22 protein-coding genes are annotated in these 25762 nt (G+C 31.8%); 12 read left to right on the forward strand and 10 right to left on the reverse strand.

Annotated features, from left to right (window positions below):
• Positions 1-2: 2 nt before the first annotated feature.
• The 11 genes from ACJBCC_RS00775 to ACJBCC_RS00825 all read left to right on the forward strand — a co-directional run bounded on the left by ACJBCC_RS00775 (position 3) and on the right by ACJBCC_RS00825 (position 11771).
• The gene (locus ACJBCC_RS00775; protein WP_407556135.1) at positions 3-1163 is read left to right on the forward strand and encodes a glycosyltransferase family 4 protein; all 1161 of its coding nucleotides are present in this window, start codon (positions 3-5) and stop codon (positions 1161-1163) included.
• Positions 1164-1187: 24 nt separating this feature from the next.
• Positions 1188-2459: a hypothetical protein gene (locus tag ACJBCC_RS00780; protein WP_407556136.1), complete on the forward strand. Its 1272-nt coding sequence runs from the start codon at positions 1188-1190 to the stop codon at positions 2457-2459.
• A complete protein-coding gene (locus ACJBCC_RS00785) occupies positions 2456-3451 on the forward strand; it encodes a glycosyltransferase family 4 protein (protein WP_407556137.1) in 996 nt (331 codons plus the stop codon). The genes ACJBCC_RS00780 and ACJBCC_RS00785 overlap by 4 nt, the downstream gene beginning before the upstream one ends.
• 23 nt (positions 3452-3474) lie before the next feature.
• A complete protein-coding gene (locus ACJBCC_RS00790; RefSeq protein ID WP_407556138.1) occupies positions 3475-4617 on the forward strand; it encodes a glycosyltransferase in 1143 nt (380 codons plus the stop codon).
• Between the two features lie 10 nt (positions 4618-4627).
• The gene (locus tag ACJBCC_RS00795) at positions 4628-5578 is read left to right on the forward strand and encodes a UDP-glucuronic acid decarboxylase family protein (protein ID WP_299099042.1); all 951 of its coding nucleotides are present in this window, start codon (positions 4628-4630) and stop codon (positions 5576-5578) included.
• 14 nt (positions 5579-5592) lie between these two features.
• The gene (locus ACJBCC_RS00800; protein ID WP_299099047.1) at positions 5593-6144 is read left to right on the forward strand and encodes a WcaF family extracellular polysaccharide biosynthesis acetyltransferase; all 552 of its coding nucleotides are present in this window, start codon (positions 5593-5595) and stop codon (positions 6142-6144) included.
• Positions 6145-6894 carry a glycosyltransferase family 2 protein gene (locus ACJBCC_RS00805; protein WP_299099049.1) on the forward strand — a complete coding sequence of 250 codons (750 nt, stop codon included), beginning with the start codon at positions 6145-6147 and terminating at the stop codon, positions 6892-6894.
• 95 nt (positions 6895-6989) lie between these two features.
• Positions 6990-8081 carry a glycosyltransferase family 4 protein gene (locus ACJBCC_RS00810; protein WP_407556139.1) on the forward strand — a complete coding sequence of 364 codons (1092 nt, stop codon included), beginning with the start codon at positions 6990-6992 and terminating at the stop codon, positions 8079-8081.
• 80 nt (positions 8082-8161) lie between these two features.
• Positions 8162-8920 carry a polysaccharide biosynthesis/export family protein gene (locus ACJBCC_RS00815; RefSeq protein ID WP_407556140.1) on the forward strand — a complete coding sequence of 253 codons (759 nt, stop codon included), beginning with the start codon at positions 8162-8164 and terminating at the stop codon, positions 8918-8920.
• A gap of 1 nt (position 8921) precedes the next feature.
• Complete coding sequence (locus tag ACJBCC_RS00820; RefSeq protein WP_407556141.1) at positions 8922-11258, forward strand: GumC family protein; 2337 nt, start codon at positions 8922-8924, stop codon at positions 11256-11258.
• A 93-nt stretch (positions 11259-11351) separates the two neighbouring features.
• Positions 11352-11771, forward strand: coding sequence for a CBS domain-containing protein (locus ACJBCC_RS00825; RefSeq protein WP_299099056.1), 420 nt, complete (start codon positions 11352-11354; stop codon positions 11769-11771).
• A 19-nt stretch (positions 11772-11790) separates the two neighbouring features.
• Here the strand turns inward: ACJBCC_RS00825 and rpe are convergent, their stop codons facing one another.
• From rpe to rpsO, 6 genes are all read right to left on the reverse strand, one after another.
• Complete coding sequence (rpe, locus tag ACJBCC_RS00830) at positions 11791-12453, reverse strand: ribulose-phosphate 3-epimerase (RefSeq protein ID WP_299099058.1); 663 nt, start codon at positions 12451-12453, stop codon at positions 11791-11793.
• 262 nt (positions 12454-12715) lie between these two features.
• Positions 12716-13579: an RNA polymerase sigma factor RpoD/SigA gene (locus tag ACJBCC_RS00835; RefSeq protein ID WP_299099060.1), complete on the reverse strand. Its 864-nt coding sequence runs from the start codon at positions 13577-13579 to the stop codon at positions 12716-12718.
• 93 nt (positions 13580-13672) lie between these two features.
• Positions 13673-14047 carry a hypothetical protein gene (locus ACJBCC_RS00840; RefSeq protein WP_299099062.1) on the reverse strand — a complete coding sequence of 125 codons (375 nt, stop codon included), beginning with the start codon at positions 14045-14047 and terminating at the stop codon, positions 13673-13675.
• 48 nt (positions 14048-14095) lie between these two features.
• On the reverse strand, positions 14096-15526 hold the full coding sequence (locus ACJBCC_RS00845; RefSeq protein ID WP_299099064.1) for a glycosyltransferase family 2 protein: 1431 nt from the start codon (positions 15524-15526) through the stop codon (positions 14096-14098).
• A gap of 188 nt (positions 15527-15714) precedes the next feature.
• On the reverse strand, positions 15715-17961 hold the full coding sequence (locus tag ACJBCC_RS00850; protein ID WP_299099066.1) for a polyribonucleotide nucleotidyltransferase: 2247 nt from the start codon (positions 17959-17961) through the stop codon (positions 15715-15717).
• Between the two features lie 314 nt (positions 17962-18275).
• Positions 18276-18545 (reverse strand): 30S ribosomal protein S15, encoded by a 270-nt coding sequence (gene rpsO, locus ACJBCC_RS00855; protein ID WP_299099068.1) that lies wholly within the window; start codon positions 18543-18545, stop codon positions 18276-18278.
• A 192-nt stretch (positions 18546-18737) separates the two neighbouring features.
• Between rpsO and ACJBCC_RS00860 the strand changes: the two genes are divergently transcribed.
• Positions 18738-19847, forward strand: a complete 1110-nt coding sequence (locus ACJBCC_RS00860; protein ID WP_299099070.1) for a PAS domain S-box protein — start codon at positions 18738-18740, stop codon at positions 19845-19847.
• A 61-nt stretch (positions 19848-19908) separates the two neighbouring features.
• Here the strand turns inward: ACJBCC_RS00860 and ACJBCC_RS00865 are convergent, their stop codons facing one another.
• The 4 genes from ACJBCC_RS00865 to ACJBCC_RS00880 all read right to left on the reverse strand — a co-directional run bounded on the left by ACJBCC_RS00865 (position 19909) and on the right by ACJBCC_RS00880 (position 25752).
• A complete protein-coding gene (locus ACJBCC_RS00865) occupies positions 19909-20445 on the reverse strand; it encodes a hypothetical protein (RefSeq protein ID WP_299099072.1) in 537 nt (178 codons plus the stop codon).
• Between the two features lie 410 nt (positions 20446-20855).
• Positions 20856-21713, reverse strand: a complete 858-nt coding sequence (accD, locus tag ACJBCC_RS00870) for an acetyl-CoA carboxylase, carboxyltransferase subunit beta (RefSeq protein WP_299099073.1) — start codon at positions 21711-21713, stop codon at positions 20856-20858.
• Positions 21714-21964: 251 nt separating this feature from the next.
• Positions 21965-23032 carry a class II fructose-bisphosphate aldolase gene (fbaA, locus tag ACJBCC_RS00875; protein WP_407556142.1) on the reverse strand — a complete coding sequence of 356 codons (1068 nt, stop codon included), beginning with the start codon at positions 23030-23032 and terminating at the stop codon, positions 21965-21967.
• A gap of 206 nt (positions 23033-23238) precedes the next feature.
• Complete coding sequence (locus ACJBCC_RS00880) at positions 23239-25752, reverse strand: BamA/TamA family outer membrane protein (RefSeq protein ID WP_407556143.1); 2514 nt, start codon at positions 25750-25752, stop codon at positions 23239-23241.
• Positions 25753-25762 lie beyond the last annotated feature (10 nt).

Here is a 25762-nt window from a genome sequence, read left to right on the forward strand (position 1 = left end):
ATTTGAAAAAGTTAGCTATAGTTACTACGCATCCTATTCAATATTATGCGCCATGGTTTAAATTGATTGCAGAACGAGGTAATGTTGATGTTAAAGTATTTTATACGTGGTCTCAGGCATCTGAAGAGGTAAAGGATAAAACCTTTGGCAAAACTATAAAATGGGATATACCATTATTAGAAGGCTATAGTTTTGAATTTGTAGAGAATATTTCAACAGATCCAGGCACACATCACAAAAATGGAATAGATTGTCCTACACTTAATGAGCGAATTAGACTTTGGCAACCAGATACTGTATTAATATTTGGTTGGTATTTAAAAAGTCATTTAAAGGCTATGAAATTTTTTAAAGGAAAAATTCCTGTGTGGTTTAGAGGAGATTCTACTTTATTAGATGATGTTCCAGGTATTAAACAAATATTGAGAAAGTACTATTTAACCTATATTTATAGATACATTGATAGAGCATTGTATGTTGGTACTCAAAACAAAGCTTATTTTAAATCAGTTGGTTTAAAGGATGAACAATTAATTTTAGCACCTCACGCTATCGATAATGATAGGTTTTTTGATTCTGAAACTAAAAACTATGAATCTTTAGCACTTGCTTGGCGTAAAGAGTTAGGGTTTAATGCCGATGACTTAGTGGTCTTATTTGCTGGTAAATTTGAAGATAAAAAACAACCCGATTTTTTATTAAAAGCCATACAGACAGCAAATAAAAAATTAGAACGCCCAATAAAATTATTATTGGTGGGTCATGGACCTTTAGAAGAAGGGTTAATGATATCAGCTAAGAATGATACTAATGTAAAAATGATGCCATTTCAAAATCAGAGCAAAATGCCAATTTTATACCGTTTAGGTAATGTATTTTGTTTACCTTCTAAAGGGCCAGGAGAAACTTGGGGACTTGCTGTTAATGAAGCCATGGCATCGACTAGAGCGGTTATTGTCGCAGATATGGTAGGTGGAGCTTCAGATATGTTGATAGAAGGGATTAATGGCTATTGTTTTAAACATGATGATCAAACGGAATTGGTAAATATTATAGAAAATTTATCTATTGCTACACTTAAAGAAATGGGTAAGAATGCCAAAACTCATGTGAACAATTTTACAATGGGTAATATAGTAAAAGCTATAGAAAATGAAATTTAAATATTGAATATAGGTTAGAAAATAATGGAGACATGGTCTTACATAGGTATCATAACCGTAATATTTGTTGCTTTTAAATTTGTTAAGCGGTTAGGGAAAGGATTACCAATACTTGAGTTAATGTTGCTTATCGCTGGTTTGCAATGGATTGTTGGTCCTATAGTTGAATATGCATCTCCTTCAACACATTGGAAATATTACATGTATGTAACAGAAGTATCGTATATGTCTTTCGTTGTGCCAGCGTATTTAATTTTTTGTTTGTCAGTATTTCTTACCATTAGAAAAAAAGGGGATTTTAACCTGAATTTAGAGGTGTTAAAGAATTATTCTAGTTATGGATTAGTAATTTTTTTGATTGGAGTGGCTTTTGAATTATTAGGGAGTGCGCTACCAAGGTCTCTTGGTTTTTTAGTGTTTATACTGTTGAATTTTAAATTCGTAGGCGCCATAATTTTATTTTATTCTGAAAACAAAAAGCTAAAAAGAGTATTTTATTTGGCAATTATTTATCTGTTATTAGTAGCAATTTCTAAAGCACTATTTCATGATTTTATTCTGTGGTCAATGTTTTTCTATATGTTCTATGCACTAAAATATAAGCCTGCAATTCGTACGATAGTGTTGACTTTTGTGATAGGTATTTTCTTTGCACTCACATTACAAACGGTTAAGGCTGCGTTTAGAATGCAAGTTTGGAATAACTATTCGGGAAATAAATTAGAATTATTTGTTAATTTAATGATGACTTCCTTAATAACCGAAGAAACTAACGGTCCTGAATCTGATGACGAAATTGGTGTTAACGTAAGATTAAATCAAGGATGGATTATAAGTGCTATTTTAGATAATATGCCTAAAAATCAAGACTACTTAAATGGTTCAACTATAAAAGATGCTGTATTCGCCTCTGTTTTGCCGAGATTTTTAAACCCAAATAAGGCGAAAGCTGGTGGGCAAGAGAATTTTGCTTTATTTACAGGACTTTCGATTAGCGAAGGCGTATCAATGGGTATTAGTATCATTGGCGAAGCATATGGAAATTTTGCAACATCTGGAGGGATGATATTTATGGGGATTTGGGGCTTTTTTTTAGGAAGGGTTTGGTTGTTTTTGATAAGACTAATAAGAAATAATGTTTTATACATAGCCTTTATTCCACTAATTTTTTTACAAGTTATAAAGGCAGAAACAGAATTAGTTGTAGTATTAAATCACTTAATTAAATCAATGATTGTTGTTATGTTGTTTTTTTGGTTCGTTAAAAAACAATTAAGATGGAGCTTTAATAAATGAAAAGTACAATAACATACATATTTCGAAAACCAGATCCAAAATATAAAAGTATTGAAGGGGTTTTTACTAATATTCTAAAGCTAGTTAGTGAAAAAACTAAAACGTCATTATTAAATCTTAACGAATCAGGAGGCGGTTTAAAAACACTTTGGTCTAATGTTACTTCGTTTAAAAAAGACAAAACGAGTATCTATCATATTACTGGAGATGTACATTATATGGCATTGGCTACGGGCAAAAAGACAGTATTAACTATACATGATGTGCAATCCATTTTAAAAGGCTCATTTTTTAAGCAATTATATTTAAAAACGTTTTGGTTTTGGTTACCAGCATTGTTTGTTAATCGTATTACTGTAATCTCAAATTTTACAAAATTAGAACTAGAAAAAGTAATTCCTTTTGCTAAGAAAAAAATAAAAGTGGTGCACAACCCTGTAAATGAATTGTTTAGTTGTACTAATTATATTTTTAATAATAAGAAGCCCAGAATTTTACTTCTAGGTACTAAACCTAACAAGAACTTAGAGAACGTTTTTCAGGCTCTATCTACAATAGCTTGCGAAATTGTACTAATTGGCAAGATGACAAAAGAGCAAGAAAATTTGGCAATTGCTTTAGATTTAAAAATCAACTCAGTCTTTGATTTAAATATAGATGAAGTTATTGAAGCATATAAAGCTTGTGATATATTGTGTTTTGCATCAACCTATGAAGGGTTTGGAATGCCAATAATTGAAGCACAAGCCATGGGTAGACCTGTAATAACTTCTAATCTTGGGGCAATGAAAGAGATATCCGCTAATACAGCTTATTTGGTTAATCCATATAGTATTGAAAATATACGATCTGGAATTGTTGAGGTTATTGAAAATTCGGAGCTCAGAGAAAGTTTGATCCTAAAAGGATTACAAAATGTAAAACGATTTAAGTCTGAAGAAATTTCAAAAGATTATATGGCTATTTATCATGAGGTAATGGCAAATAAGTAAACCAAATTATTAAATAGAAAAGCATGAAATTAAAATTATGGATATTTATAGATTGGTATTTGCCTGCATATAAAGCTGGTGGTCCTATTCAATCCATCTCTAATTTGGTAAGTCGTTTAAAGGACGAGTTTGAAATAAGTGTAATCACTTCAAATTCAGACTTAGGTGAGGTTTTAAATTTAAATCAAAAGGAGTTAAATGTTTGGGTAGAAAAAGAGGGTTATAGGGTAATGTATATTGATCGTGAACATCAAAATAAGCAATTTTACAATGCTCTTTTTGACGCAGAGGCATTTGATGTTGTATATTTTAATTCTCTATTTTCAATTAAATATACGTTGCTACCATTTTGGCTTTTAAGAAATAGGCCTATAAGGCGAGTTTTAGCAACTAGAGGTATGTTAGGAGCAGGTGCATTAGCTATAAAACCCTTAAAGAAAAAAGTGTTTTTAGCAATGTTTAAATTTTTAACCTTACATAAAAAAGTGATTTGGCATGCTACTGCTCAAAGTGAAATTGATGAAATTAAATTACATTTTGGGGCAGATCGTAAAATTTTATTAGCGCCAAACCTATCGGCGATTTCAAAAACGGGTTTTTTGAATAAAACAAAAAAAGAAAATGAAATCAACATTTTTTTTCTATCGCGTATTTCTGTAAAAAAGAATTTGATTGGCGCTTTAGAGGTGCTTTCAAAAATAGATTCAAAGTCTACAGTGAATTTTAGTATAATTGGCCCAATAGACGATGAAAGCTATTGGCAGAAATGTGAATCAAAAATTGAATTACTTCCACAAAATATATCAGTAACATATTTAGGAGCAATACCCAATATTGAACTACCTAAGACTTTAAAGGCACAACATTTACTGTTATTACCAACCTTTCATGAGAATTTTGGTCATGTTATAATGGAATCTTGGCAAAACGGTTGTCCTGTGATAATTTCTGATCAAACACCTTGGCGCAATTTGCAAGCAGATAAATTAGGTTATGATGTGGCAAATACAAATGAAGATGGTTTTGTAGACGCCATTGAGCATTTTTGTGGAATGGAAGAAGGTGAATATATGCAATGGTCTAAATCATCGTACAATTTTGCCAAGGGATTTATTGAGAATCCTGAGGTGTTAGAACAAAATAAAAGCTTATTTTTGAGCGCTTAAAGATTATATAATGAAACGAATTTTAGTTACTGGTGGTGCTGGTTTTGTTGGCTCACATCTCTGTGAAAGATTACTTAATGAAGGAAATGAAGTTATCTGTTTAGATAATTATTTCACGGGTTCAAAACGAAATATAGAACACTTAATGGATCATCATTACTTTGAATTGGTAAGACATGATATCATTAATCCATTTATGATTGAAGTAGATGAGATTTATAATATGGCTTGTCCTGCTTCACCTGTTCATTATCAATATAACCCAATCAAGACAATTAAAACCTCTGTGATGGGAGCGATTAATATGTTAGGTTTGGCTAAACGTGTTGGTGCAAAAATACTGCAAGCATCCACTAGTGAAGTTTATGGAGATCCAGCAGTTCATCCACAACCCGAAACTTATTGGGGAAATGTTAATCCTATTGGATTGAGATCCTGTTATGATGAAGGCAAAAGATGTGCAGAAACACTTTTTATGGATTACCATACACAAAATGAGGTAGACATAAAAATCATTAGAATTTTTAATACTTACGGACCAAGAATGCATCCTCAAGATGGTCGAGTGGTTTCAAATTTTATCATGCAAGCTTTAAAAGGAGATGATATAACGGTCTTTGGAGAAGGAACACAAACTAGAAGTTTTCAATATGTCGATGACCTCGTAGAAGGTACTATTCGTATGATGGGAAGTAGAGATGGTTTTGTAGGGCCTGTTAATATTGGTAACCCAGTAGAGTTTACCATGTTAGAATTAGCAGAATTGGTTATTGGTCTTACGAATTCAAAATCTAAAATTATTCATTTGCCATTGCCTCAAGATGACCCAATGCAACGTCAACCTGTTATCGATTTAGCGAAAAAGGAATTGAATGGTTGGGAACCTAAAGTTCACCTTAAAGAAGGCTTAGGTAAAACTATAAATTACTTTGATGGACTAATTAAAGCCAATAAAGCTTAAAGGAAACATATACTTTGAAAACTGATCTTTCTAAATATGATAATAGTTGGTATCAACCAGGATCATCGGTAAAACGATTGTTATGGTATGTTATTAGTTGGTTATTTTTTGAAGGTGGATGGAATATTTCTTCAGGATTAAAAATATTCTGGTTAAAATGTTTTGGAGCTAAAATAGGTAAAGGTGTAATAATAAAACCTAAAATTACAATAAAGTACCCTTGGAAATTACTAGTAGGAGACCATTGTTGGATTGGAGAAAGTGTTTGGATTGATAATCTTGATCAAGTGACAATTGAAAGTAATGTTTGTATTTCACAAGGCGCACTGTTAATTTGTGGTAATCACAATTACAAAACACCAAATTTTGATTTATTCGTTGCACCCATAGTACTGAAAGAAGGATGTTGGGTCGGAGCAAAATCTATAGTGTCACCTGGTGTAACTTTAGAAAGTCATGCCGTACTAAGTCTAGGCTCTGTTGCGACACAAGATTTAGAGGCATTTGGTATTTATAGTGGCAATCCTGCTAAAAAAGTGAAAACTCGGAAAATAGAACAGCAGTAAATGAAAATTTCTATAATCACGGCAACATATAATAGTGCTTCTACGATTCAATCTTGTATGGAATCTGTACTAAATCAATCTTATGATAATATTGAATATATAATTGTAGATGGCGGTTCTAGTGACAAAACGCTAGATGTTATAAAAGAAAAAGCCAATGGAGATGCGCGTATTTTATATAGTTCTGAACCTGATAAGGGAATTTATGATGCTTTAAATAAAGGTATAAACAAATCAACTGGTGATATCGTTGGTTTTGTTCATTCTGATGATTTTTTAGCTGAAAATACCATTTTAGAAAAAATCGTTAACGTTTTTAAGATTAAAAATGTTGACGGTGTTTACGGTAATCTTCATTATGTAGCCATTGAAAACACGGACAAAATAATAAGAAATTGGGTAAGTGAAAATTTTGAACCCAAATTATTAAATAAAGGATGGATGCCAGCACATCCTACGTTATTTTTAAAGAGGAAACTTTACAGTGATAATGGCGGTTTTGACCTGAGCTATAAAATAGCTGCAGATTATGACTTTATTTTGCGTATATTTAAACAACCACAACTCAGATTTTCTTACCTTCCCGAAACTATAGTGAAAATGAGAGTAGGAGGCGCTAGTAATAGAAGTTTAAAAAACATTATACAGAAAACAAAAGAAGATTATAGAGCTGTTAAAACTAACAGAACAGGCAATTGGATGACAATTTTCATAAAAAATGCTTCCAAACTTAAACAGTTTATATCGTAGTTATTAATCATATTTAACTAGTTCTATTTTAGACGCTTTTCATAAAAATTATGCATCTTTGCATCGCATAACTTTTTAAAGTAGCATCATAAGCCATGATAAAAGAATTACTAGAAAATTTTAATCCAGTTGATTACGTTGGTTGGTTGGTTCTTATCGCGTCCGCTATTTCATTTGTATTTGCATTTGGAAGTTACCCTGCAATTATTTTAGTAGCATTAAAGAAAAATTTAATGGACAAGTCTGGTGATCGCAGTAGTCATAAAGGCACTGTACCTAATTTAGGTGGTATTGGTTTGTACTTAAGTATAGTAGTTTCAATAACAATTACAGGTGCCACTTTAGATACTAAAAGTTTATTTTTAATTTTAGGTAGTATAACCCTTTTGTTTTTTTTAGGATTAAAAGATGATATATTAATATTATCACCTCGTAAAAAATTTATGGGTCAATTGTTAGCGGCTCTACTTCTAATTATTTTTACGGATACACGTATTTATGGGTTTTCTGGGATTTTAGGGATAACTATAATGCCATATTGGGTATCAGTAGGTTTTACATTATTCGTTTATCTTTTAATAATTAATGCCTTTAACTTAATAGATGGAGTTGATGGTTTAGCGGGTTCATTGGCTTTAATGGCTTGTATTGCCTTTGGTGTTTTATTTTACTTATATAATGATATAAGCATGGTTGTATTAGCAGCTTCAGCAGTTGGTGCCCTTGTTTCCTTTTTGTATTTTAATTTTTCAAAACGTAGAAAAATGTTTATGGGAGATTCAGGTTCAATGATTCTAGGATTTATAATTGCAGTTTTCGCTGTTCGATTTATTGATGCCTCAGAAAGTTCTACTACAAGTCTATTTCGGTCGTCATCTCCAATATTGACATTGGCAATATTGTTCTTCCCTTTATTAGATACGCTAAGAATATTTTTTATCAGAATTGTTGTTCATAAAAAAAGTCCATTTTCTGCGGATAATAATCACTTACATCATCGCTTTTTGAGATTTGGATTTTCTCATGTTCAAACTACCTTAACCATTGTTTGTATTAATGTGGCTTTGATTCTTATTGCTTATTTCTGTAAAAATATTGATATCAATTGGCAATTAATTATATTACTCGCATCGGGAACGTTACTATATTCCTTATACTTTGTTTTTGATTGGATTAAGGGTAAATAGTTTTAATTTCTGGCAAAATTAACTATTAGTTTTTTAAAACTATAATTGAGTTATATTTGTCATTTTATAAATATAAAATAATGTCAAAGTACTTTTATTGTTTGCTAAGCGTTATGCTCGTTTTTTCTTGTACGAGTAAAAAAGAGATTCTTTATTTACAAGACGCTGATCAATATTCTAATAAGGAAATTAGCTATGTTAAATCAACAATACAGCCAAACGATGTATTGAGAATAAACGTTAGTGCGCTGATTCCTGAAACTGCTATTCCATATAATAAGATAACAACTGGAACTGGCGGAGCTAGTGTTGAGTTAATGCAATTAGACGGCTATTTGGTTTCAGAAAACTTAACGATTAAATTTCCAGTACTTGGCGTGTTGTCAGTTGCCGAAATGACTACTCAACAGTTCTCAGAATTTTTAAAACATAAATTAGAAGATGGAGGTCATCTTATTAATCCTTCGGTAGATGTGCGTTTAATTAATGCAAAAGTTACCATTTTAGGTCAGGTTGGTCAACCAGGAACCTACAGTTTTACAGAGCAAAATATTACTTTATTACAGGCACTAGGTTATGCTGGAGATTTAACTATCAATGGCAAACGTGAGGACGTAAAAATAATTAGGTTAGAAAATGGTGTACAACAGGTTGCTCATATAGATTTGACTTCTGCAGATTGGTTAAATGGACCTTTTAGTTTTATTAAACCAAATGACACTATAATTGTTGATCCTAATAACCCAAAAGTAAAAAGCGCAGGATTCATAGGTAATGTAGGTACTGTTATTTCTGTGGTTTCTATTTTACTAACAACGGTAGTTTTAATTACAAAATAAGATGAGTCAGGTTCCAGAAAGCAGTTATAAGTCAGATTCTGATAGAGGTGAGTATATTAAGAGGGAAGTACAAAAGTACTTGCAGTATTGGCCATGGTTTGTACTTAGCGTTATCTTGGCTTTAGTTGCTGGATACATGTATTTAAGATATACTCCGAAAGTGTATACAGCAAATGCTAAAATTAAAATTTTAAACAAAACCAAAGGTTTAGAATTACCTTCTTCTGCATTTGTTTTTAATCGTTCTAATATTAACCTTGAGAATGAAATTGAAATACTAAAATCGTACCGTATAATAGAAAATGTCGTAGATCGTTTAGATCTAACTATGCGTTTTTATGAAGAGGGTAATGTATTGACAACAGAGGTTAGTCAATTACCGTTTAATATTATTAAGACCATCAGTAATGATAGTATTTATGTAAGTTCATCTTATGTAATTGAAGTAAAGCCTAAAGGGTTTGAGGTAACACCTTCTAGTACTGGTCAAGTTTTATTATTTCCTGATTTCGAGTCAACTAATACAAATCACAACTTACCTTTTGAATTAAGTTTAAATGAAGCGATTAAAGTAGATCAACTCATAGGAAAGTCTTATGTTGTTAAGTTTTCTTCAATTGCGTCAGTCACTAAAGGCCTAAAAGGAGGAGTAGGAGTTGGCGTACTTGGTAAAAATAGTGATTTACTACAGTTAAGTTTTACAAGTCAAAGCAAATCTAAAAATGAACGTGTATTAAATACATTAATAGATGTTTTCAATGAGGATGGTATTAGTGATCGTCAAGACATTTCAAGACGTACTATTGATTTTATTGATAAAAGATTTAAGTTACTTGCAAGAGAATTAGATTCAATAGAATTGGGGATTCAAGACTATAAGCAAGATAATAATTTAATTACTATTGAGTCAGATGCACAATTAGGAATCTCTCAAAGAACATTGTCAGAAGAAGAGTTGTTTGCATTACAAAACCAAATGACGGTTACGCAAATGCTACGAGAGTCTGTTGAAAATCAAAACTCTAATACCGACTTATTACCAGCTAATATTGGACTCGATAATGCCAGTGTTAATGGTTTAGTAAGTAATTATAACGCACTTGTTCTCGAACGAGACAATCTTAAAATAAGTGGAGGGAGTAACAACCCTAATGTAGTTGTATTAGAATCGAAATTAAAAGACGTTAAGTCTAACATATATGCTTCTATAGATTCTTATGCTAAGCAATTAGAGGTTTCAAAATCTCAATTATTAAGAAAAAACAGAAAATATTCGTCTCAAGTTTATAGTTTACCGGCTAAAGAAAAGGCAATTGTAGATATTACTAGACAGCGTGAAATTAAACAAAGCTTATATCTCTTTTTACTTCAGAAAAGAGAGGAGGCAGCTATCAATCTTGCCATTACAGAACCATCCATTAAGGTTGTTGAATACGCTATCTCTGGTGGAGCAGCAATTTCTCCAATACCAAGAAGTGTGTATTTGCTAGCGTTATTGGCTGGTTTATTGCTTCCTGCAGCTATCATTTATATTAGACATTTATTAGATACAAAGGTAAATGGAAGAGAGGATGTTGTAGAAAGAAACTCAAAAATTCCTATTGTTGGAGAATTACCGCGAGTAAAAGATCAGCAATTAATTTTTAGTAACCCAGAAGATAATTCAGTTCAAGCAGAGGCATTTAGAATTTTAAGTTCTAATGTAGATTATATATTGCCTCCAAAAGTTAAAGATAATGGAAGAATTATTTTTAGTACATCTACAATTAAAGGAGAGGGTAAAACTTATGTTAGTATTAATTTATCACTATCTCTATCAAGTATAAATCGAAGAGTACTATTAATAGGAGCTGATTTGAGAAACCCTCAAATTCACACGCATATTCTGGAAGAGAAGCACAAACCAGGCTTGTCTAACTATTTGCATGACACGGATTACGATTGGCGAGATGCCTTAATAAAGGGATTTGATAAGCATCCTAATCACGATATCATTTTGTCGGGAAGTATTCCTCCAAATCCAGCTCATTTACTTACTAATGGTCGCTTTAAAAAATTATTAGATGAAGCAAGATTGGAGTATGATTATATTGTAGTAGATACAGCACCAACGATTTTGGTTACCGATACAATGCTTATTTCTCAATTGGCAGATGCAACAATCTATTTGGTACGAGCTAATTATACTGAGAAAAATCTTCTGAACTACTCTAAAGATTTATTTGAGTCTGGTAAATTAAAAAATATGGCTTATGTACTCAATAGTGTTGATACAAATAAGTCTTACGGCTACGGTTATAATTACGGTTATAATTATGGTTATGGAAGTAAGGAGTAAATAACATTACTTAATTTATAAATGTGATAAAAGTCATGTTATTTCAGGTTCTTATATTTTACTTTTAATAGTGAATTTAAAAATCTAGAAATCATGTCAAACACAACTCAGATTTCCTCAATAATGTCTAAAAATATCATTGCTCTAAATAGAGATGATGATTTAGAAACAGCAGAAATTCTTTTTAAACGGCATAAAATAAGACATATCCCTGTGGTTAAAGGTGAAGTTATTATTGGGATGCTAAGTTATACTGATTTATTAAGAATTAGTTTTGCAGATGCTGTGGACGAAAGTGAGACGGAAGTAGATACATTGGTTTATAATATGTTTACAATAGATCAAGTTATGGCAAAAAATGTAATAACTGTTTCCTCTGATGCTACAATTAAAGAAGTTTCTAAGATATTAGCAGCAAAGGAGTTTCACGCTTTACCAGTGGTTGATAACGGAATTTTAGTTGGCATTATTACAACTACTGATTTAATTAAATATTTAATAAATCAACTGTAAAAAATATGGCAAAGCATTTTTAAGAATTAGCGATTGCTTTTAAATTTTTAATAGTAGCTGTTGGGTTTTCGCTTTTGAAAACATGACTACCAGCAACAAAGGTATCTGCGCCAGCCTCAACTAATTTTTTAATATTTTTATCTGTAACACCACCATCGATTTCAATTCTAGTACCTAGACCTTGTTCATCAATCATTTTACGCAAATTTTTAACACGCTTATAAGTAATGTCTTCAAATTTTTGACCTCCAAAACCAGGATTAATAGACATTAATAGTATCATATAACATTCTGGTAATATATCTTCTAAAACATTAAGAGGTGTTGTGATATTAAGTACAATACCAGCTTTACAACCAGCATCTCTAATTTGCCTAAGTGTTCTGTGTAAGTGCACTGTGGATTCATAATGGACTGTAATAATATCTGCACCAACCTTAGCAAATTCTTCAATATAACGCTCAGGTTTTTCAATCATTAAATGTACATCTAGTGGCTTTGTAGCATACTTTTTAATGGCAGCGATAACAGGCATTCCGTAAGAGATGTTAGGAACAAAGTGACCATCCATCACATCTATGTGAAACCAATCAGCATCACTGTTATTAACCATTTCAGTATCTCTTTGAAGGTTGCCAAAATCTGCAGCTAACATTGATGGTGCTATTAATTTAGAAGCCATTGTGAAATATTTTTAGTTGCTGCAAAGGTAATTAATTTGATAAGATTTTAACTTGAAAATAGCTTATAATAATTAAAGTCAGTAATGATTTTTTACAATTAAATTCAATAATACTAATATAAAAAATCAATTACTTTTAGAAAGTTTATAAAAAAGTGAACCCACGGTAATCAGCCGTGGGTTCTTTCATCAATCAAAAAACGAACAGTTATGTTTGTAACTGTTGTTACCTTCTTTAGGTTGGTCGTTAAATTTACTAAACCTAACCTAAATATGTCTTTAATATTTTACTTCTAGACGTATGTTTTAAACGTCTAACAGCTTTTTCTTTTATTTGTCTTACGCGCTCTCTTGTTAAATCAAATGTTTCTCCAATTTCTTCAAGTGTCATTGGGTGTTCATTGACCAATCCAAAATACAAACGAATAACATCTGCTTCTCGAGGTGTTAAGGTTTCTAATGCACGTTCTATTTCCGTTCTTAACGATTCATGTAATAATTCTCTATCTGGATTTGGAGATTCACCACTACGTAATACATCGTATAAGTTTGAGTCTTCTCCTTCTACCAAAGGTGCGTCCATACTTACGTGACGACCAGAGTTTTTCAAAGATTCTTTTACATCATTAATAGTCATGTCTAATTCCTTCGCAATTTCTTCAGGAGAAGGAGGTCTTTCATGACTTTGTTCTAAAAAGGCAAATGTCTTATTAATTTTGTTAATAGACCCAATTTTGTTTAAAGGTAATCTAACTATTCGAGATTGTTCTGCTAAAGCTTGTAAAATTGATTGTCTAATCCACCAAACGGCATAAGATATAAATTTAAAACCACGTGTTTCATCAAAACGTTGCGCGGCTTTAATTAGCCCTAAGTTACCTTCATTAATTAAATCAGGTAGAGTTAAGCCTTGATTTTGATATTGTTTAGCGACAGAAACTACAAAACGTAAGTTAGCTTTCGTCAACTTCTCTAATGCCAATTGGTCACCAGCTTTAATACGCTGAGCTAATTCTACCTCTTCGTCCGCTGTTATAAGATCTACCTTACCAATTTCTTGTAAATATTTGTCTAACGATGCAGTTTCTCTATTGGTAACCTGCTTGGTAATTTTAAGCTGTCTCATTCAATTTTAGATTTGTGCAATAATTGAGCAACGCTATGTTGCTATAATTATACGTAAAAATGCATAAAAATGTTACACAAAATCATAAAAAAATTAAATTTTTAGAAGTTTTATCGCATCAAGATTGATATCATTTACCGTTTCGTTAGTAAATTTATAATGTCCTCTTGTCGTTATTAATCTAAACCTATAAGCTTTTAATTGACTCAATGTGTTTAAAAATAGCCATTTGGATTTAAGCAATCTTGTTTTTTTTGATTTTAAACTCAAATCAAAGATATGCTTTCTTCCTTCTTTTTCTGCAACTATATCTGGTGTTACATCAATATCACTTCCTTTCTTGCGATATGATTTAGGGGTCTCATATCCTTCCGTATCAGCTTTAATATTAGAATAACCTAAATTTTTGAGATAAGTTATTGACTGATTTAACTCATCTGCATAATTGTTTTTGTCTTGTGTTATCATAGTTAATAAACTAAGAAAAATCTAGCAGAATTCCAAGTGAATCAACAATTACTTTGTAAGTTCACGTGTTAACCAACCTCTCTTATTTGCTGTTGCAATCGCATACGGCGTAATCCAAAATAAAGCAAATGTGTACATTATGCTATAAGAGTATGCCCAAATTCCTTGTGTTGTTTTGTACTGGCTTGTAAAAAACAATACAGAGAACGTTGAAGCAATTAATATGCTTACCAAAGTAGAGCCTAAAAATAATAACGGGTGAACTATAACAAAGAACAACATAGAGATCAGTAGAGGGTAGCTCATTAATATTTTTAAAAACTGACTAATAAAAAGTATACGTGTACCTGCTTTACCTGTAGCTCTAAAATTTGTAAAGACATATTTTGCCATTTCTAAACTCTCACGAACGTTACTTCTTCCCCAACGAATAAACATTTTATATAAGCCTAAATACTGATCTGGCACATTAGTATATGCTACAGCATTTTTCTGAAATAATACATGTTTTCCTTGTTTTAAAATCATGTTGGTCATGGCTCGGTCTTCACCAATATCTGATGGTTGACCCATAAATTTTTGGTTTATCCATTCTGGCAAACATTTGTGGACAGCTGTACTTCTATAAGCTGCTAAAGCTCCAGGTGTACAAAGCACTGAGTTAAGATTGCTTTCTGCAGAACGTACAAACTCAAAACTCATTACAAAACTGACGTCAAGCATTTTAGGAAGCATATCCTTCTTGTTATTTAGAACTCTAATATTACCTGCAACGGCACCACATTGTTCATCAACCATAAAAGGGCTCACTAAATTTCTTAAGGTTTCTTCTGTTACAATTGAATCACTATCAATCGTCACATAAATATCACCAGTACCCAAATTAAATCCTCGGTAAAGTGCATGACGTTTTCCTTGATTTTCTGGCTGTTGATAGATTTCTATTTGGTCACCTAATTTAGATTTAGCATCTAGCATCCAATCCCAAGTATCATCTTTACTACCATCGTCAATGGATATAACTTGTAGTTTGTGTTTAGGGTAATCACTGTTAGTAATACTCATTAAAGTATCCCAAACTTGTTTCCCTTCATTATAAGCTGGCACAATAACAGTAACCGTAGGTAATTCTTCATCAGTAACAGAATCAATAGGTTTATACTTAAAATAATTATAAGCTTTGAAAATAAAGAATGACGCTTTAAAGACAAATAAACCTGTTGCGATAGTAATAAAAGTATATCCTAAAGCAGTACTTGCTTTATCAGAACTAAGTTGTTCAAAGTCATTGTGAAATACAGATAGAAAATAGATACCTATTACTAAAAGTAAAAATGAGCTAAATAGTACAATTTTATTATAGGGATTTTCTGTTTTTGATTTGCTGTTTAGAAATAAATTAAAACTATTAGATAGTTTTGTAGTTGTTTTTATTGAGTTAGATATTGTTTTTTTACTTGAATTTTTTTTTGATGACATAAATCTTAACTATTGGATTGATTAATTAAAATAGATGTACGTTTACTATTACAAATTAGATTTTTTTTGAGATATATTTAACATTCACTACGTGTAGAATCTTTTTTACTATTCTCTTAATTTTTCAAATTAAAAAAGCCTGTTTCAAAATTTGAAACAGGCTTTAATATTATAAACTTTAAAAAGAATTAATCTTCTTTCTTATCGTTTCTTGGTTTACGATCATCACGTCTATTATCACGTCCGCGATTATCTCTACCTCTGTTATCACGTCCACGGTTGTTATCTCTTGGTGGTCTTTCCACATAACCTTCTGGTTTTGGTAAAATCGCCTTACGAGATACTTTTTCTTTACGAGTACGTTTGTCTATACCAAAGTATTTTACATCAAAAACATCGCCCATGTTTACAACATCGCTTACGTTTTCAGTACGTTCCCAAGCTAACTCAGATACGTGCAGTAATACTTCGTTTCCTGGTGCTTCAACATATTCTACAACCGCTCCAAAATCTAGCATTTTAATAACCTTTACTTCGTAAACGCTACCAACTTCAGGCTTAAATAATAAAGAGTCAATTTTTGCCATAACAGCATCAATACCTTTACTACCAACACCTAAAATTTCAACAATACCTTCTTCAGTAACAGGATCTTCGTTAATAACGATAGTAGTTTCTGTTTCTTTTTGCATTTCTTGAATCACTTTTCCTCCAGGTCCAATTAACGCTCCAATAAATTCATTAGGAATACGTCTAGAAACCATAGTAGGTGCATGATCTTTAACATCTGCATTAGGTGTTTCAATAGTTTCGGTAATTTTACCTAAAATATGTAAACGACCGTCACGCGCTTGTTTTAAAGCATTAACAAGAATTTCATAAGACAATCCTTTTACTTTAATATCCATTTGACAAGCTGTAATACCATCTGCAGTACCAGTAACTTTAAAATCCATGTCACCTAAGTGATCTTCATCACCTAAAATATCAGATAAAACAGCATATTTTCCAGAATCTGCATCAGAAATTAATCCCATTGCAATACCAGAAACAGGCTTTTTAAGTTGCACACCAGCATCCATCATTGCCATTGTACCAGCACAAACGGTAGCCATAGAAGAAGAACCATTAGATTCTAATATCTCTGAAACCACACGCACTGTGTAAGGACAATCATCAGGAACCATACCTTTTAAAGCACGTTGTGCTAAGTTACCATGTCCTATCTCACGACGAGATGTTCCACGTATTGGTCTAGCTTCACCTGTAGAAAAAGGAGGGAAGTTATAATGTAAATAGAAACGATCTTCACCTTCGTAAGATGGCATATCAATTTGTGCAGCCTCTCTACTTGTACCTAGAGTAACCGTAGCTAAAGCTTGAGTTTCCCCACGTGTAAATACAGCAGATCCATGTGTAGAAGGTAAATAATCAACCTCACTCCAAATAGGTCTAATTTCATCTGTTTTACGTCCATCTAAACGTAAACCTTCGTTCAGTGTTAAATCTCTAACTGCAGCTTTTTCAGCTTTAGCATAGTATTTTGAAATTAACCCACCGTAATCTGCTTGTTCTTCTTCAGAAAAACTAGCCTTTATTTCTTCTTTTATTTCTGCAAATGCAGCACTACGTTCATGCTTAGCAGATCCTGCTTGAGCAATTGCGTAAACCTTATCATAAGCCATATCGTGAATTTTAGCAGCTAAATCAGCTTCTTCTCTTTCACCATCATACTCACGTACATCTTTTTTGCCAAAAGCTTTTGCTAAAGCTTCTTGGGCAGCACATTGTACCTTAATAGCTTCGTGAGCAAATTTAATAGCTTCAGTCATTTCTTCTTCAGAAATCTCATCCATTTCACCTTCAACCATCATTACAGAATCAGCAGATGCTCCAATCATCATATCGATGTCAGACTCTTCTAATTGCGCTCTAGTTGGGTTAATAATGAATTCACCATTTACACGGCCAACTCTAGCCTCAGAGATAGCACATTCAAATGGAAAATCTGATAATTGAATAGCAGCCGAAGCGGCTAAACCTGCCATAGCATCTGGCATAACCTCTGGGTCGTGAGACATTAATTGTATCATTACCTGAGTTTCAGAGTGGTAATCTTTTGGGAATAATGGACGTAAAACTCTATCCACTAAACGCATTGTTAAAACTTCTCCGTCACTAGGTCTAGCTTCTCTTTTAAAGAAACCACCTGGATAACGACCAGCAGCAGCAAATTTCTCTCTATAATCTACTGTTAATGGTAAAAAGTCAACATCTGCTTGTTTGTAATTGGAAACAACTGTACATAATAACATACATTTCCCTGATTGAACAACAACAGAACCATGTGCCTGTTTTGCTAATTTTCCGGTTTCAATAGAAATTTCTCTACCATCACCAAGGTCAATGACCTCTTTAAATACTTTTGGAATCATAATTTTAGTTCTAAATTCTAACGCATTATCGCTCGTTAGAACAGTGTTAAACAATGGTCGTTGTGTTGTTGTAGTTGTCGTTGTTGTTTAGACCAATGAAAAACCTTTAGTTCCGAACCTTTTCGGAAACTAGCTTCTTCTATTTTTACGTCATTTATACTCTTACGTTAGAGTTATATTCTTTGGGCGTTACCACAAGGGTCGGGCTTTCCGTTTCAAGTCCTCGCACCTCCTTCGTTGGGCTGTGGGCTTTTCTCTGCAATCCCTAACGCAAACAAAAAACCACGCTGGTTAGCGTGGTCTTTTTATTGAGATTATTTTCTTAATCCTAATTCTTTTACTATTGCACGATATCTTAAGACATCTTTCTTAGTTAAGTAGTCAAGTAAAGCACGACGCTTACCTACTAATTTTACTAACGAACGCTCAGTATTATAATCTTTACGATTCTTCTTTAAGTGTTCTGTTAAGTGGTTAATTCTTGCTGTAAATAAAGCAATTTGTCCTTCTGCTGTACCAGTATCGTTTTTTCCTTTACCGTGTTTTGCGAAGATTTCTTCTTTTGCGTCTTTTGTTAAATACATTCTAATATTATTGTAAATGATTGTTATGTACACGAAAGTTTTTCTTTCGATCGGCAAATATACTATTTTTTTGCGATTTGGCTTTTTTTTCGTAACTTTTAATATTGATTACAATTTAAATATTGATTTTGCCCAGTTAACCCTTACTAACTAATAACTTTCAAGAAAGATTAATCTATTTAAAATTAATACATGAAAGTCACAAATCATCTTCGAAATTTCTCTAATGCTTATGACGTATTAGAACGTACCTTTAATAATACTTATAACGGAATAGCCATAGTAAACTTAGATGGTAATTGGTTAAAAGTAAACGAAAGTGTTTGCGATATCTTTGGTTATACACGATGGGAATTATTTAACATGGACATTAATAATATTGTCTATGCCGAGGATCTTGGAGTTCATGAAAAAAAATATGAAGACCTTATTAGTGGTAACATTGATAAATATCGCGTAAAACAACGCTACTTTCATAGAAACGGTTCTATAATATGGGTTTTAATTTATGTGTCTTTGGTATATTTCAAAGAAGGAAGAGCGCATATGATTTGGCAGTTTACGGATATTACAAATAGACAAAGAAATCAAGATAAATTAAAATTAATGCTAAGTGTGGCAGAAGAACAGAACGACAGACTAAAGTCGTTTGCTAATATTGTTACTCACAATTTAAGATCACACTCTGGTAATTTGTCTTTATTAACCGATTTTATTGAAGAGGATTTTTCTACTATAAAATCTAATGACAATTTTCAACTACTAAAAAAAGCAGTTTCTAATTTGCAAGAAACCGTAGATCATTTAACCCAAGTAGCAAAAATTAGAGAAATAGATAGTGCAATTTTAGAGCCGCTTAACTTGTTTGATTATGTAGAGAAGGCAACTTATAATATTATTGCATTAGCGCAAAATGCAGAGGCAACTATTTATAATGAAGTTGATGAAGATATTTGTGTTATGGGAAAACCAGCTTACTTAGATAGTATTGTTCTTAATTTTCTTACTAACGCGATAAAATATAAATCTGAAGATAGAAAACCAATTATTGAGATTAGTTCTCATATAGAAAACGATTTTGTTGTTTTAAAAATATCTGATAATGGCCTTGGCATAGACTTAAATAAATTTGGAGATACACTCTTTCAAATGTATAAAACCTTTCATCAAAACGAAGATGCTATTGGTATTGGATTATTTATAACCAAAAATCATATTGAATCTTTAGGAGGAAAGGTTGAAATTACTAGTGAAGTTGGTGTTGGTACCGAATTCTCTGTGTTCTTAAAAAAGGCCAGTTGAAACTAAAATTAAAAAGCCTTTAAAATTAATTTTAAAGGCTTTTTAAAAAATCAATTACTGTTTATAAAACATCTATGGTAACTGTTAAATCAAAAGTAACCTCAACGTCAAAAGCTACAGGTGTTTCGTTAACCGTTCCTGTTAAAGACATATTAACGACTTGATCATTTTCTAAATCGTTAGCCAAGGAATTAAATCCACTCGTATCCGAAATGGTATAAATTGTATTATCAATATCAGATTGTTCAAGGTTAATATTAGAAACAGTTATAGAATTGGTGCCATAAGTTAATTGGCCATCCGTTAGCATAGCATCCTCTGAACCTGAAAAATTTATAATTTCATAGGTAATAGAATTAATAGAGATATTTTGAATTAAATCTATATTATTTTGAATGTCTTCATTATCCGTAATATCTAGGGTTATGGCAGAAGAAAAACTTTGTGGTTGACCTTCAGAATCCTCTTGTACAGACACATTAAATGTTCTCGTAAAATCTTGAGTAATGTCTATCTCAGTTATTTCATCGAGTTCATCACAAGAAAACGCTGATATAAATAGTAATAATAAAAGTCCAACTTTTGTTTTAATTTTCATTTTTAAGGTTTTTTTAGTTTCTTTTTGTTTTGGTTAAAAGTAAACTTGGTTAGTGCGCAATATATGATTTTTTTTTTAAAATACTGACATGCAGTTTATTATGTGTTTTGTTTGTTTGCCTTTTTTATATAATATAGCTATGAGATAAATTATGAATTAAAATTCTTAAGATTAATTCATCCAGAATAAAAAGATGTTAAAGAAGTGATCTATAACAATTGGTTTACGTAAGAGGGATACACATATCTTTTTCTAAGTACATCTCACGTAATTTTACATTACGATTTTAGTTTTTTAAGAGCATTACAGTAATAAACTAATAAGTAATAATTGTTTGACGTAATATCAATAAAAAAAAGGAGATGTTTTCCATCTCCTTTATATAGTTGTGTACGAATAAAATTTAAAATTTATGCTCTTACAGGTTGATTTGTAATTAGGTCAATGTATAAATTTATTTTGTTTTTTAAATCTTTTCGATGCGTAATGAAATCTAAAAATCCATGTTCTAATAAGAATTCTGAAGTTTGAAACCCTTCTGGCAATTCTTTACCTGTTGTATCTCGTACAATTCTAGGGCCAGCAAAACCAATTAATGCTCCCGGTTCAGCAATATTAATATCACCCAACATCGCAAATGATGCTGTTGTACCTCCAGTTGTTGGATCAGTACATAACGATATATATGGAATACCTGCATCTGCCAATTGAGCTAATTTAACAGAAGTTTTTGCTAATTGCATTAACGATAATGCGGCTTCCATCATGCGTGCACCACCAGACTTACTGATAATCATAAAAGGCGTCTTCTTCTTGTAGGCGTATTCTGCTGCTCTGGCTATTTTTTCGCCAACAACACTACCCATAGAACCACCAATAAAACTAAAGTCCATACAAGCTATAACCAAATCCTTGCCGTTAGATTTACCAACAGCTGTGCGTACAGCATCCTTTAGGTTTGTTTTAGCTTGTGCTGCTTTTAACCTATCAGGATATTTTTTTGTGTCAACAAACTTCAGTGGATCTTTAGAAGTTAAATCTGGGTCTAACTCTTTATATTTATTATCATCAAATAAAATTTGAAAGTACTCGTTGCTACCAATTCTTACGTGATACCCATCTTCTGGACTTACATAAAAATTTTGTTCAAGTTCTTTAGTATCAATTATTTTTCCGGTTGGAGATTTATACCAAAGACCTTTAGGAGTATCTTTTTTTTCTTCTGTTGAGGTATGAATACCTTTTTCTTTTCTTTTAAACCAAGCCATATTTAGGTTACGATTTTAATCCCTCGTTTATCCGTGAGATAGGTTTATGATTATTGGTTGAAAAAACGAATAATCTAGTTTGTTTAGTTAGTTATTGTTTGTAATAATAAAGCGTACAAAATTACTATTTTATTAAATATAACTCAAAAAATGCACAAAGTATCTCGAATTTTGAATTTTATATGCAAACAAAAACCCATTAAAACTCTGATAATAAGTCTTAACGGGTTTTAAATATTTTAAGATGCTCTCTATAAAGTATCTACGTTATTTAAATCTTCGAATGCTTTTTTAAGTCTTTCAACAAAAGCATCTTCACCTTTACGTAACCAAACACGAGGATCGTAATATTTTTTGTTAGGCACATCATCGCCATCTGGATTACCTATTTGAGTTTGTAAGTAGTCTTTTTTATCTTGTACATAATCTCTAACACCGCTCAAAAAGGCATATTGCATATCTGTATCAATGTTCATCTTAATAACACCATAGCTAATTCCTTCTCTAATTTCTTCAACAGTAGATCCTGATCCACCATGAAAAACAAAATCAATATGATTGTGCTCAACACCATATTTTTCAGTAATGAAATCTTGAGAATTCTTTAAAATTTTTGGAGTTAATTTTACATTTCCAGGTCTGTATACACCATGCACGTTACCAAATGCCGCAGCAATTGTAAATTGGTCACTTACTTTACTTAATTCTTCGTAGGCATAAGCTACTTCTTCTGGTTGTGTATATAATTTTGAAGCATCAACATCGCTGTTATCAACTCCGTCTTCTTCACCACCTGTGATACCTAATTCAATCTCTAAAGTCATGCCCATTTTGCTCATACGCTCAAGGTATTTTTTACAGATTTCGATATTTTCTTCAATTGGCTCTTCAGATAAATCAATCATATGAGAACTATAAAGCGGTTTCCCTGTTTCTTTAAAATGCTGTTCACTAGCATCTAATAAACCATCAATCCATGGTAATAATTTTTTAGCACAGTGATCTGTATGTAAAATTACAGGTACACCATAGGCTTCTGCCATTTGGTGAACATGTTTTGCTCCTGCAATTGCACCATTTATAGCTCCAATTTGTCCTTCGTTTCCTAAACCTTTTCCAGCGTTAAACTGCGCTCCACCATTCGAAAATTGAATGATAACAGGTGCGTTTAAAGATTTTGCTGTTTCTAAAACACCATTTATAGTATTAGATCCTATAACATTTACTGCAGGTAAGGCAAAACCTTTCTTTTTTGCATAGTTAAAAATATTCTGAACTTCTTTACCTGTAGCAACGCCAGGTTTAATATTATGACTCATAATTATTGAATTGAAAATTTAGTACTCAAAAATACGCAATTTTTAAGAGTTTTAATAGATTGAAGTAGTATAAAATACCGAAAACGATGTAGTTCGAATCTCATATTATTTAGATAAAACAGATTTTAATTTCTTCAAATTCTTGTATTTAAAGAAATGCAAAATAAGATGGTTTTGAGCAGAGGAGCTTAAAATTAATATGAATTTTAAAAAGGGTAGTTGATACCAATATTATAAACGGCATTGGTAAAATTGTAATTTCTAAACCAACGATTACTACTTTCCTGAGAAGGATCATAGGTTTTAAATCCGGTATCAAATCGTAAAACAAAGAAATCAAAATCATATCTAATACCAAAACCAGAACCGACAGCGATATCTTTAAGAGATGAGAAGTCTGTGAAAGTTGCTCCTTCATCTGTTACATTATCTAAAACATTCCAAATATTACCAGCATCAACAAAAATGGCACCATGCCATTGACCAAATATATTGAAACGTTGTTCTGCGCTTAAATGTAATTTAAAATTCGCCTCATTAAATTCATTTGTAGAATTAGAGCTGCCTGGTCCTAAATTATAAGCAGACCAAGCTCTGTTGTCGTTTGGTCCACCAGCAAAGAAACTTTCTGCAAAAGGAACACTGTTAGAATTGCCGTAAGGTATAGCTATGCCTGCATAAGATCTAAATGCCAAAACGTTCTGTCTTCCTAAATCTATATATTTTATATAATCTATTTCCGTTTTGATATATTGAGAAAAGGCCACATCAAATATTTCATAATTACCAGCTTCGTTTTTAGAAACGCTTGATAAGTCTGAAATAGCAGATAATAAAACACCAGCTGATTCTACTCGCCATTTAAAAATGGAAAAATCATTATCAAAAATGTTTTTTCGGTTGTCTTTTTTATAATCAAAACTGCTAGAAAAAATAAGGTTGTCTTCCGTAAGTCGTTCTTTACGTTCTTCTATATTTTGTACAGTTGAGTAATCATCATCGCTAGAGGTTAGACTTGTATTGTTATTTATAACATCGTCAATAAATGCATCTGCAGGCGAGTAAGGCGCAGATAACGTGTCATCATATAGTTCTTCGCCATCTGCTATGTAGCCGATATCTTCAGCAATAGAGTTTAAGCTAGAATAAGAATTGGTGTAAACACCAAAATAATTACTAGTATTAAGATTTTTTACAAAGTTTACGTTAAATAAATCGAGATTATTAGTTACCGTTTTAGATGGAAACCAGTTGTAACTAAATATACCAGAAAGCGATTGTTTATCTAACCCAATATTTTGCTGACTCGTAGCAGACAAATTAATACTTGTACTAGGCGACATGTATTTTGGTATAATTTTATTGGTATTAAAAGGACTAAAAATTCTAGGAATCGTTAATCTTATATTTCCACCAAACTCATTAATATCAAAAAAAGCGGCTTCAGGATCATTTCTGCTTTTAGAAGCACCAATGGCTGCAATACCTGAGATATCTAAAGTTTCAGCACCTCTAAATACATTTCTAATCTTTAGACCTGTACCAAAAGAAAAACCTATGGTTTGGATATTACTCGTATTAATTTCTGGATCAAAACTTAAACTGTATTTCTTTTTAGGCTCTAGTCTAATGTTGGCGGTAAGTGTGGAGTCCTCTTCGTTTTCAATATATTCAATATCTGGATACCTAAACATTTGTAGATCATTGAGATATCGTTGGGTTCTGCTTCTGGCTAAATCGCTGTAAATATCGCCTTTATTAATAAAAATAGCATCAGTTAAGGCTTTCGCTCTAAATCTAAGTTTTTCTTTACTGTATAAGTTATAGTTTTTGTAGTTTACGGTATCTGTAATGGCTTTAAACCTATTATTAAAATTACTATCGGTAAAGACATTTACTTCTCTTATTTTATAAACTTTAAACGGCGTAACGGTTATAGAATCACTGCCTCTAATTATTCTGTTAGCAATTCTTAGCTCAGTCTGTACTTTGTGATTGGTTTTAATAGTGTCTATTTCAAATCTAATATAGTCTTGGCCAAAGTAATAAAAACCAGAATTTCTTAATAACGTATTTATTCGTTCGCGTTCGTTTTCAAAATTTTGAGAATCATATTGTTCGCCTTTTTTTAATAAGGTGTTTTTGGCAATTTGAGGGTAAATGCTATCAATAGCAGGACTACTAATTATAGGGTTTAAAGAGTCTAAAATGTAGGGTTTATGTTTTACTACATTGTATGTTACTTTGGCTAATTTGTTACTGTCTTTTGCCGCTTCAAAAGTTACTTCGTTATTAAACCAGCCTTTACTATAGTAATATTTTCTTAGGTTGTTCGCTGTCTTTATGGTTTTGTCTTCATCATATATTACAGGCGCTTCACCAGTTCTTTTAAGCCAAGAATTAAAGTTTTTTCTGAAGTCTATAAACTTATCAAACTGCTTTTTAGAAAGTAAAGAAATATTGCGTTTAACTTTTAGCGAGTCACTTAAAATATTAGCTTCTAAAATAGAATCTATATTTGGTCTAGCCAGATTATATATATGTAATTTTAAAGGGAAACCAAAGAATTTACGCATTCCAGAATTTGTTTTCTGAATCACTATATTATTAATACGCTCTGTCATTACAGTATTACCATCTTCTACAATGGTATTGTCTGTAATAAGATGATCACCTTCTTTAACACGTTTTACCACATTACAAGAAAAAAGAAGTGACAAGCAAAAAACA

This window comes from Winogradskyella sp. 4-2091, assembly GCF_045765065.1.
GTDB lineage: Bacteria > Bacteroidota > Bacteroidia > Flavobacteriales > Flavobacteriaceae > Winogradskyella.

Bases quoted from the DNA above. Each gene is read 5' to 3' on its own strand.
- ACJBCC_RS00780 (WP_407556136.1), top strand. From the start codon at position 1,188: ATGGAGACATGGTCTTACATAGGTATCATAACCGTAATATTTGTTGCT.
- ACJBCC_RS00785 (WP_407556137.1), top strand. From the start codon at position 2,456: ATGAAAAGTACAATAACATACATATTTCGAAAACCAGATCCAAAATAT.
- ACJBCC_RS00790 (WP_407556138.1), top strand. From the start codon at position 3,475: ATGAAATTAAAATTATGGATATTTATAGATTGGTATTTGCCTGCATAT.
- ACJBCC_RS00795 (WP_299099042.1), top strand. From the start codon at position 4,628: ATGAAACGAATTTTAGTTACTGGTGGTGCTGGTTTTGTTGGCTCACAT.
- ACJBCC_RS00805 (WP_299099049.1), top strand. From the start codon at position 6,145: ATGAAAATTTCTATAATCACGGCAACATATAATAGTGCTTCTACGATT.
- ACJBCC_RS00810 (WP_407556139.1), top strand. From the start codon at position 6,990: ATGATAAAAGAATTACTAGAAAATTTTAATCCAGTTGATTACGTTGGT.
- ACJBCC_RS00815 (WP_407556140.1), top strand. From the start codon at position 8,162: ATGTCAAAGTACTTTTATTGTTTGCTAAGCGTTATGCTCGTTTTTTCT.
- ACJBCC_RS00820 (WP_407556141.1), top strand. From the start codon at position 8,922: ATGAGTCAGGTTCCAGAAAGCAGTTATAAGTCAGATTCTGATAGAGGT.
- ACJBCC_RS00825 (WP_299099056.1), top strand. From the start codon at position 11,352: ATGTCAAACACAACTCAGATTTCCTCAATAATGTCTAAAAATATCATT.
- rpe (WP_299099058.1), bottom strand. From the start codon at position 12,453: ATGGCTTCTAAATTAATAGCACCATCAATGTTAGCTGCAGATTTTGGC.
- ACJBCC_RS00835 (WP_299099060.1), bottom strand. From the start codon at position 13,579: ATGAGACAGCTTAAAATTACCAAGCAGGTTACCAATAGAGAAACTGCA.
- ACJBCC_RS00840 (WP_299099062.1), bottom strand. From the start codon at position 14,047: ATGATAACACAAGACAAAAACAATTATGCAGATGAGTTAAATCAGTCA.
- ACJBCC_RS00845 (WP_299099064.1), bottom strand. From the start codon at position 15,526: ATGTCATCAAAAAAAAATTCAAGTAAAAAAACAATATCTAACTCAATA.
- ACJBCC_RS00850 (WP_299099066.1), bottom strand. From the start codon at position 17,961: ATGATTCCAAAAGTATTTAAAGAGGTCATTGACCTTGGTGATGGTAGA.
- rpsO (WP_299099068.1), bottom strand. From the start codon at position 18,545: ATGTATTTAACAAAAGACGCAAAAGAAGAAATCTTCGCAAAACACGGT.
- ACJBCC_RS00860 (WP_299099070.1), top strand. From the start codon at position 18,738: ATGAAAGTCACAAATCATCTTCGAAATTTCTCTAATGCTTATGACGTA.
- ACJBCC_RS00865 (WP_299099072.1), bottom strand. From the start codon at position 20,445: ATGAAAATTAAAACAAAAGTTGGACTTTTATTATTACTATTTATATCA.
- accD (WP_299099073.1), bottom strand. From the start codon at position 21,713: ATGGCTTGGTTTAAAAGAAAAGAAAAAGGTATTCATACCTCAACAGAA.
- fbaA (WP_407556142.1), bottom strand. From the start codon at position 23,032: ATGAGTCATAATATTAAACCTGGCGTTGCTACAGGTAAAGAAGTTCAG.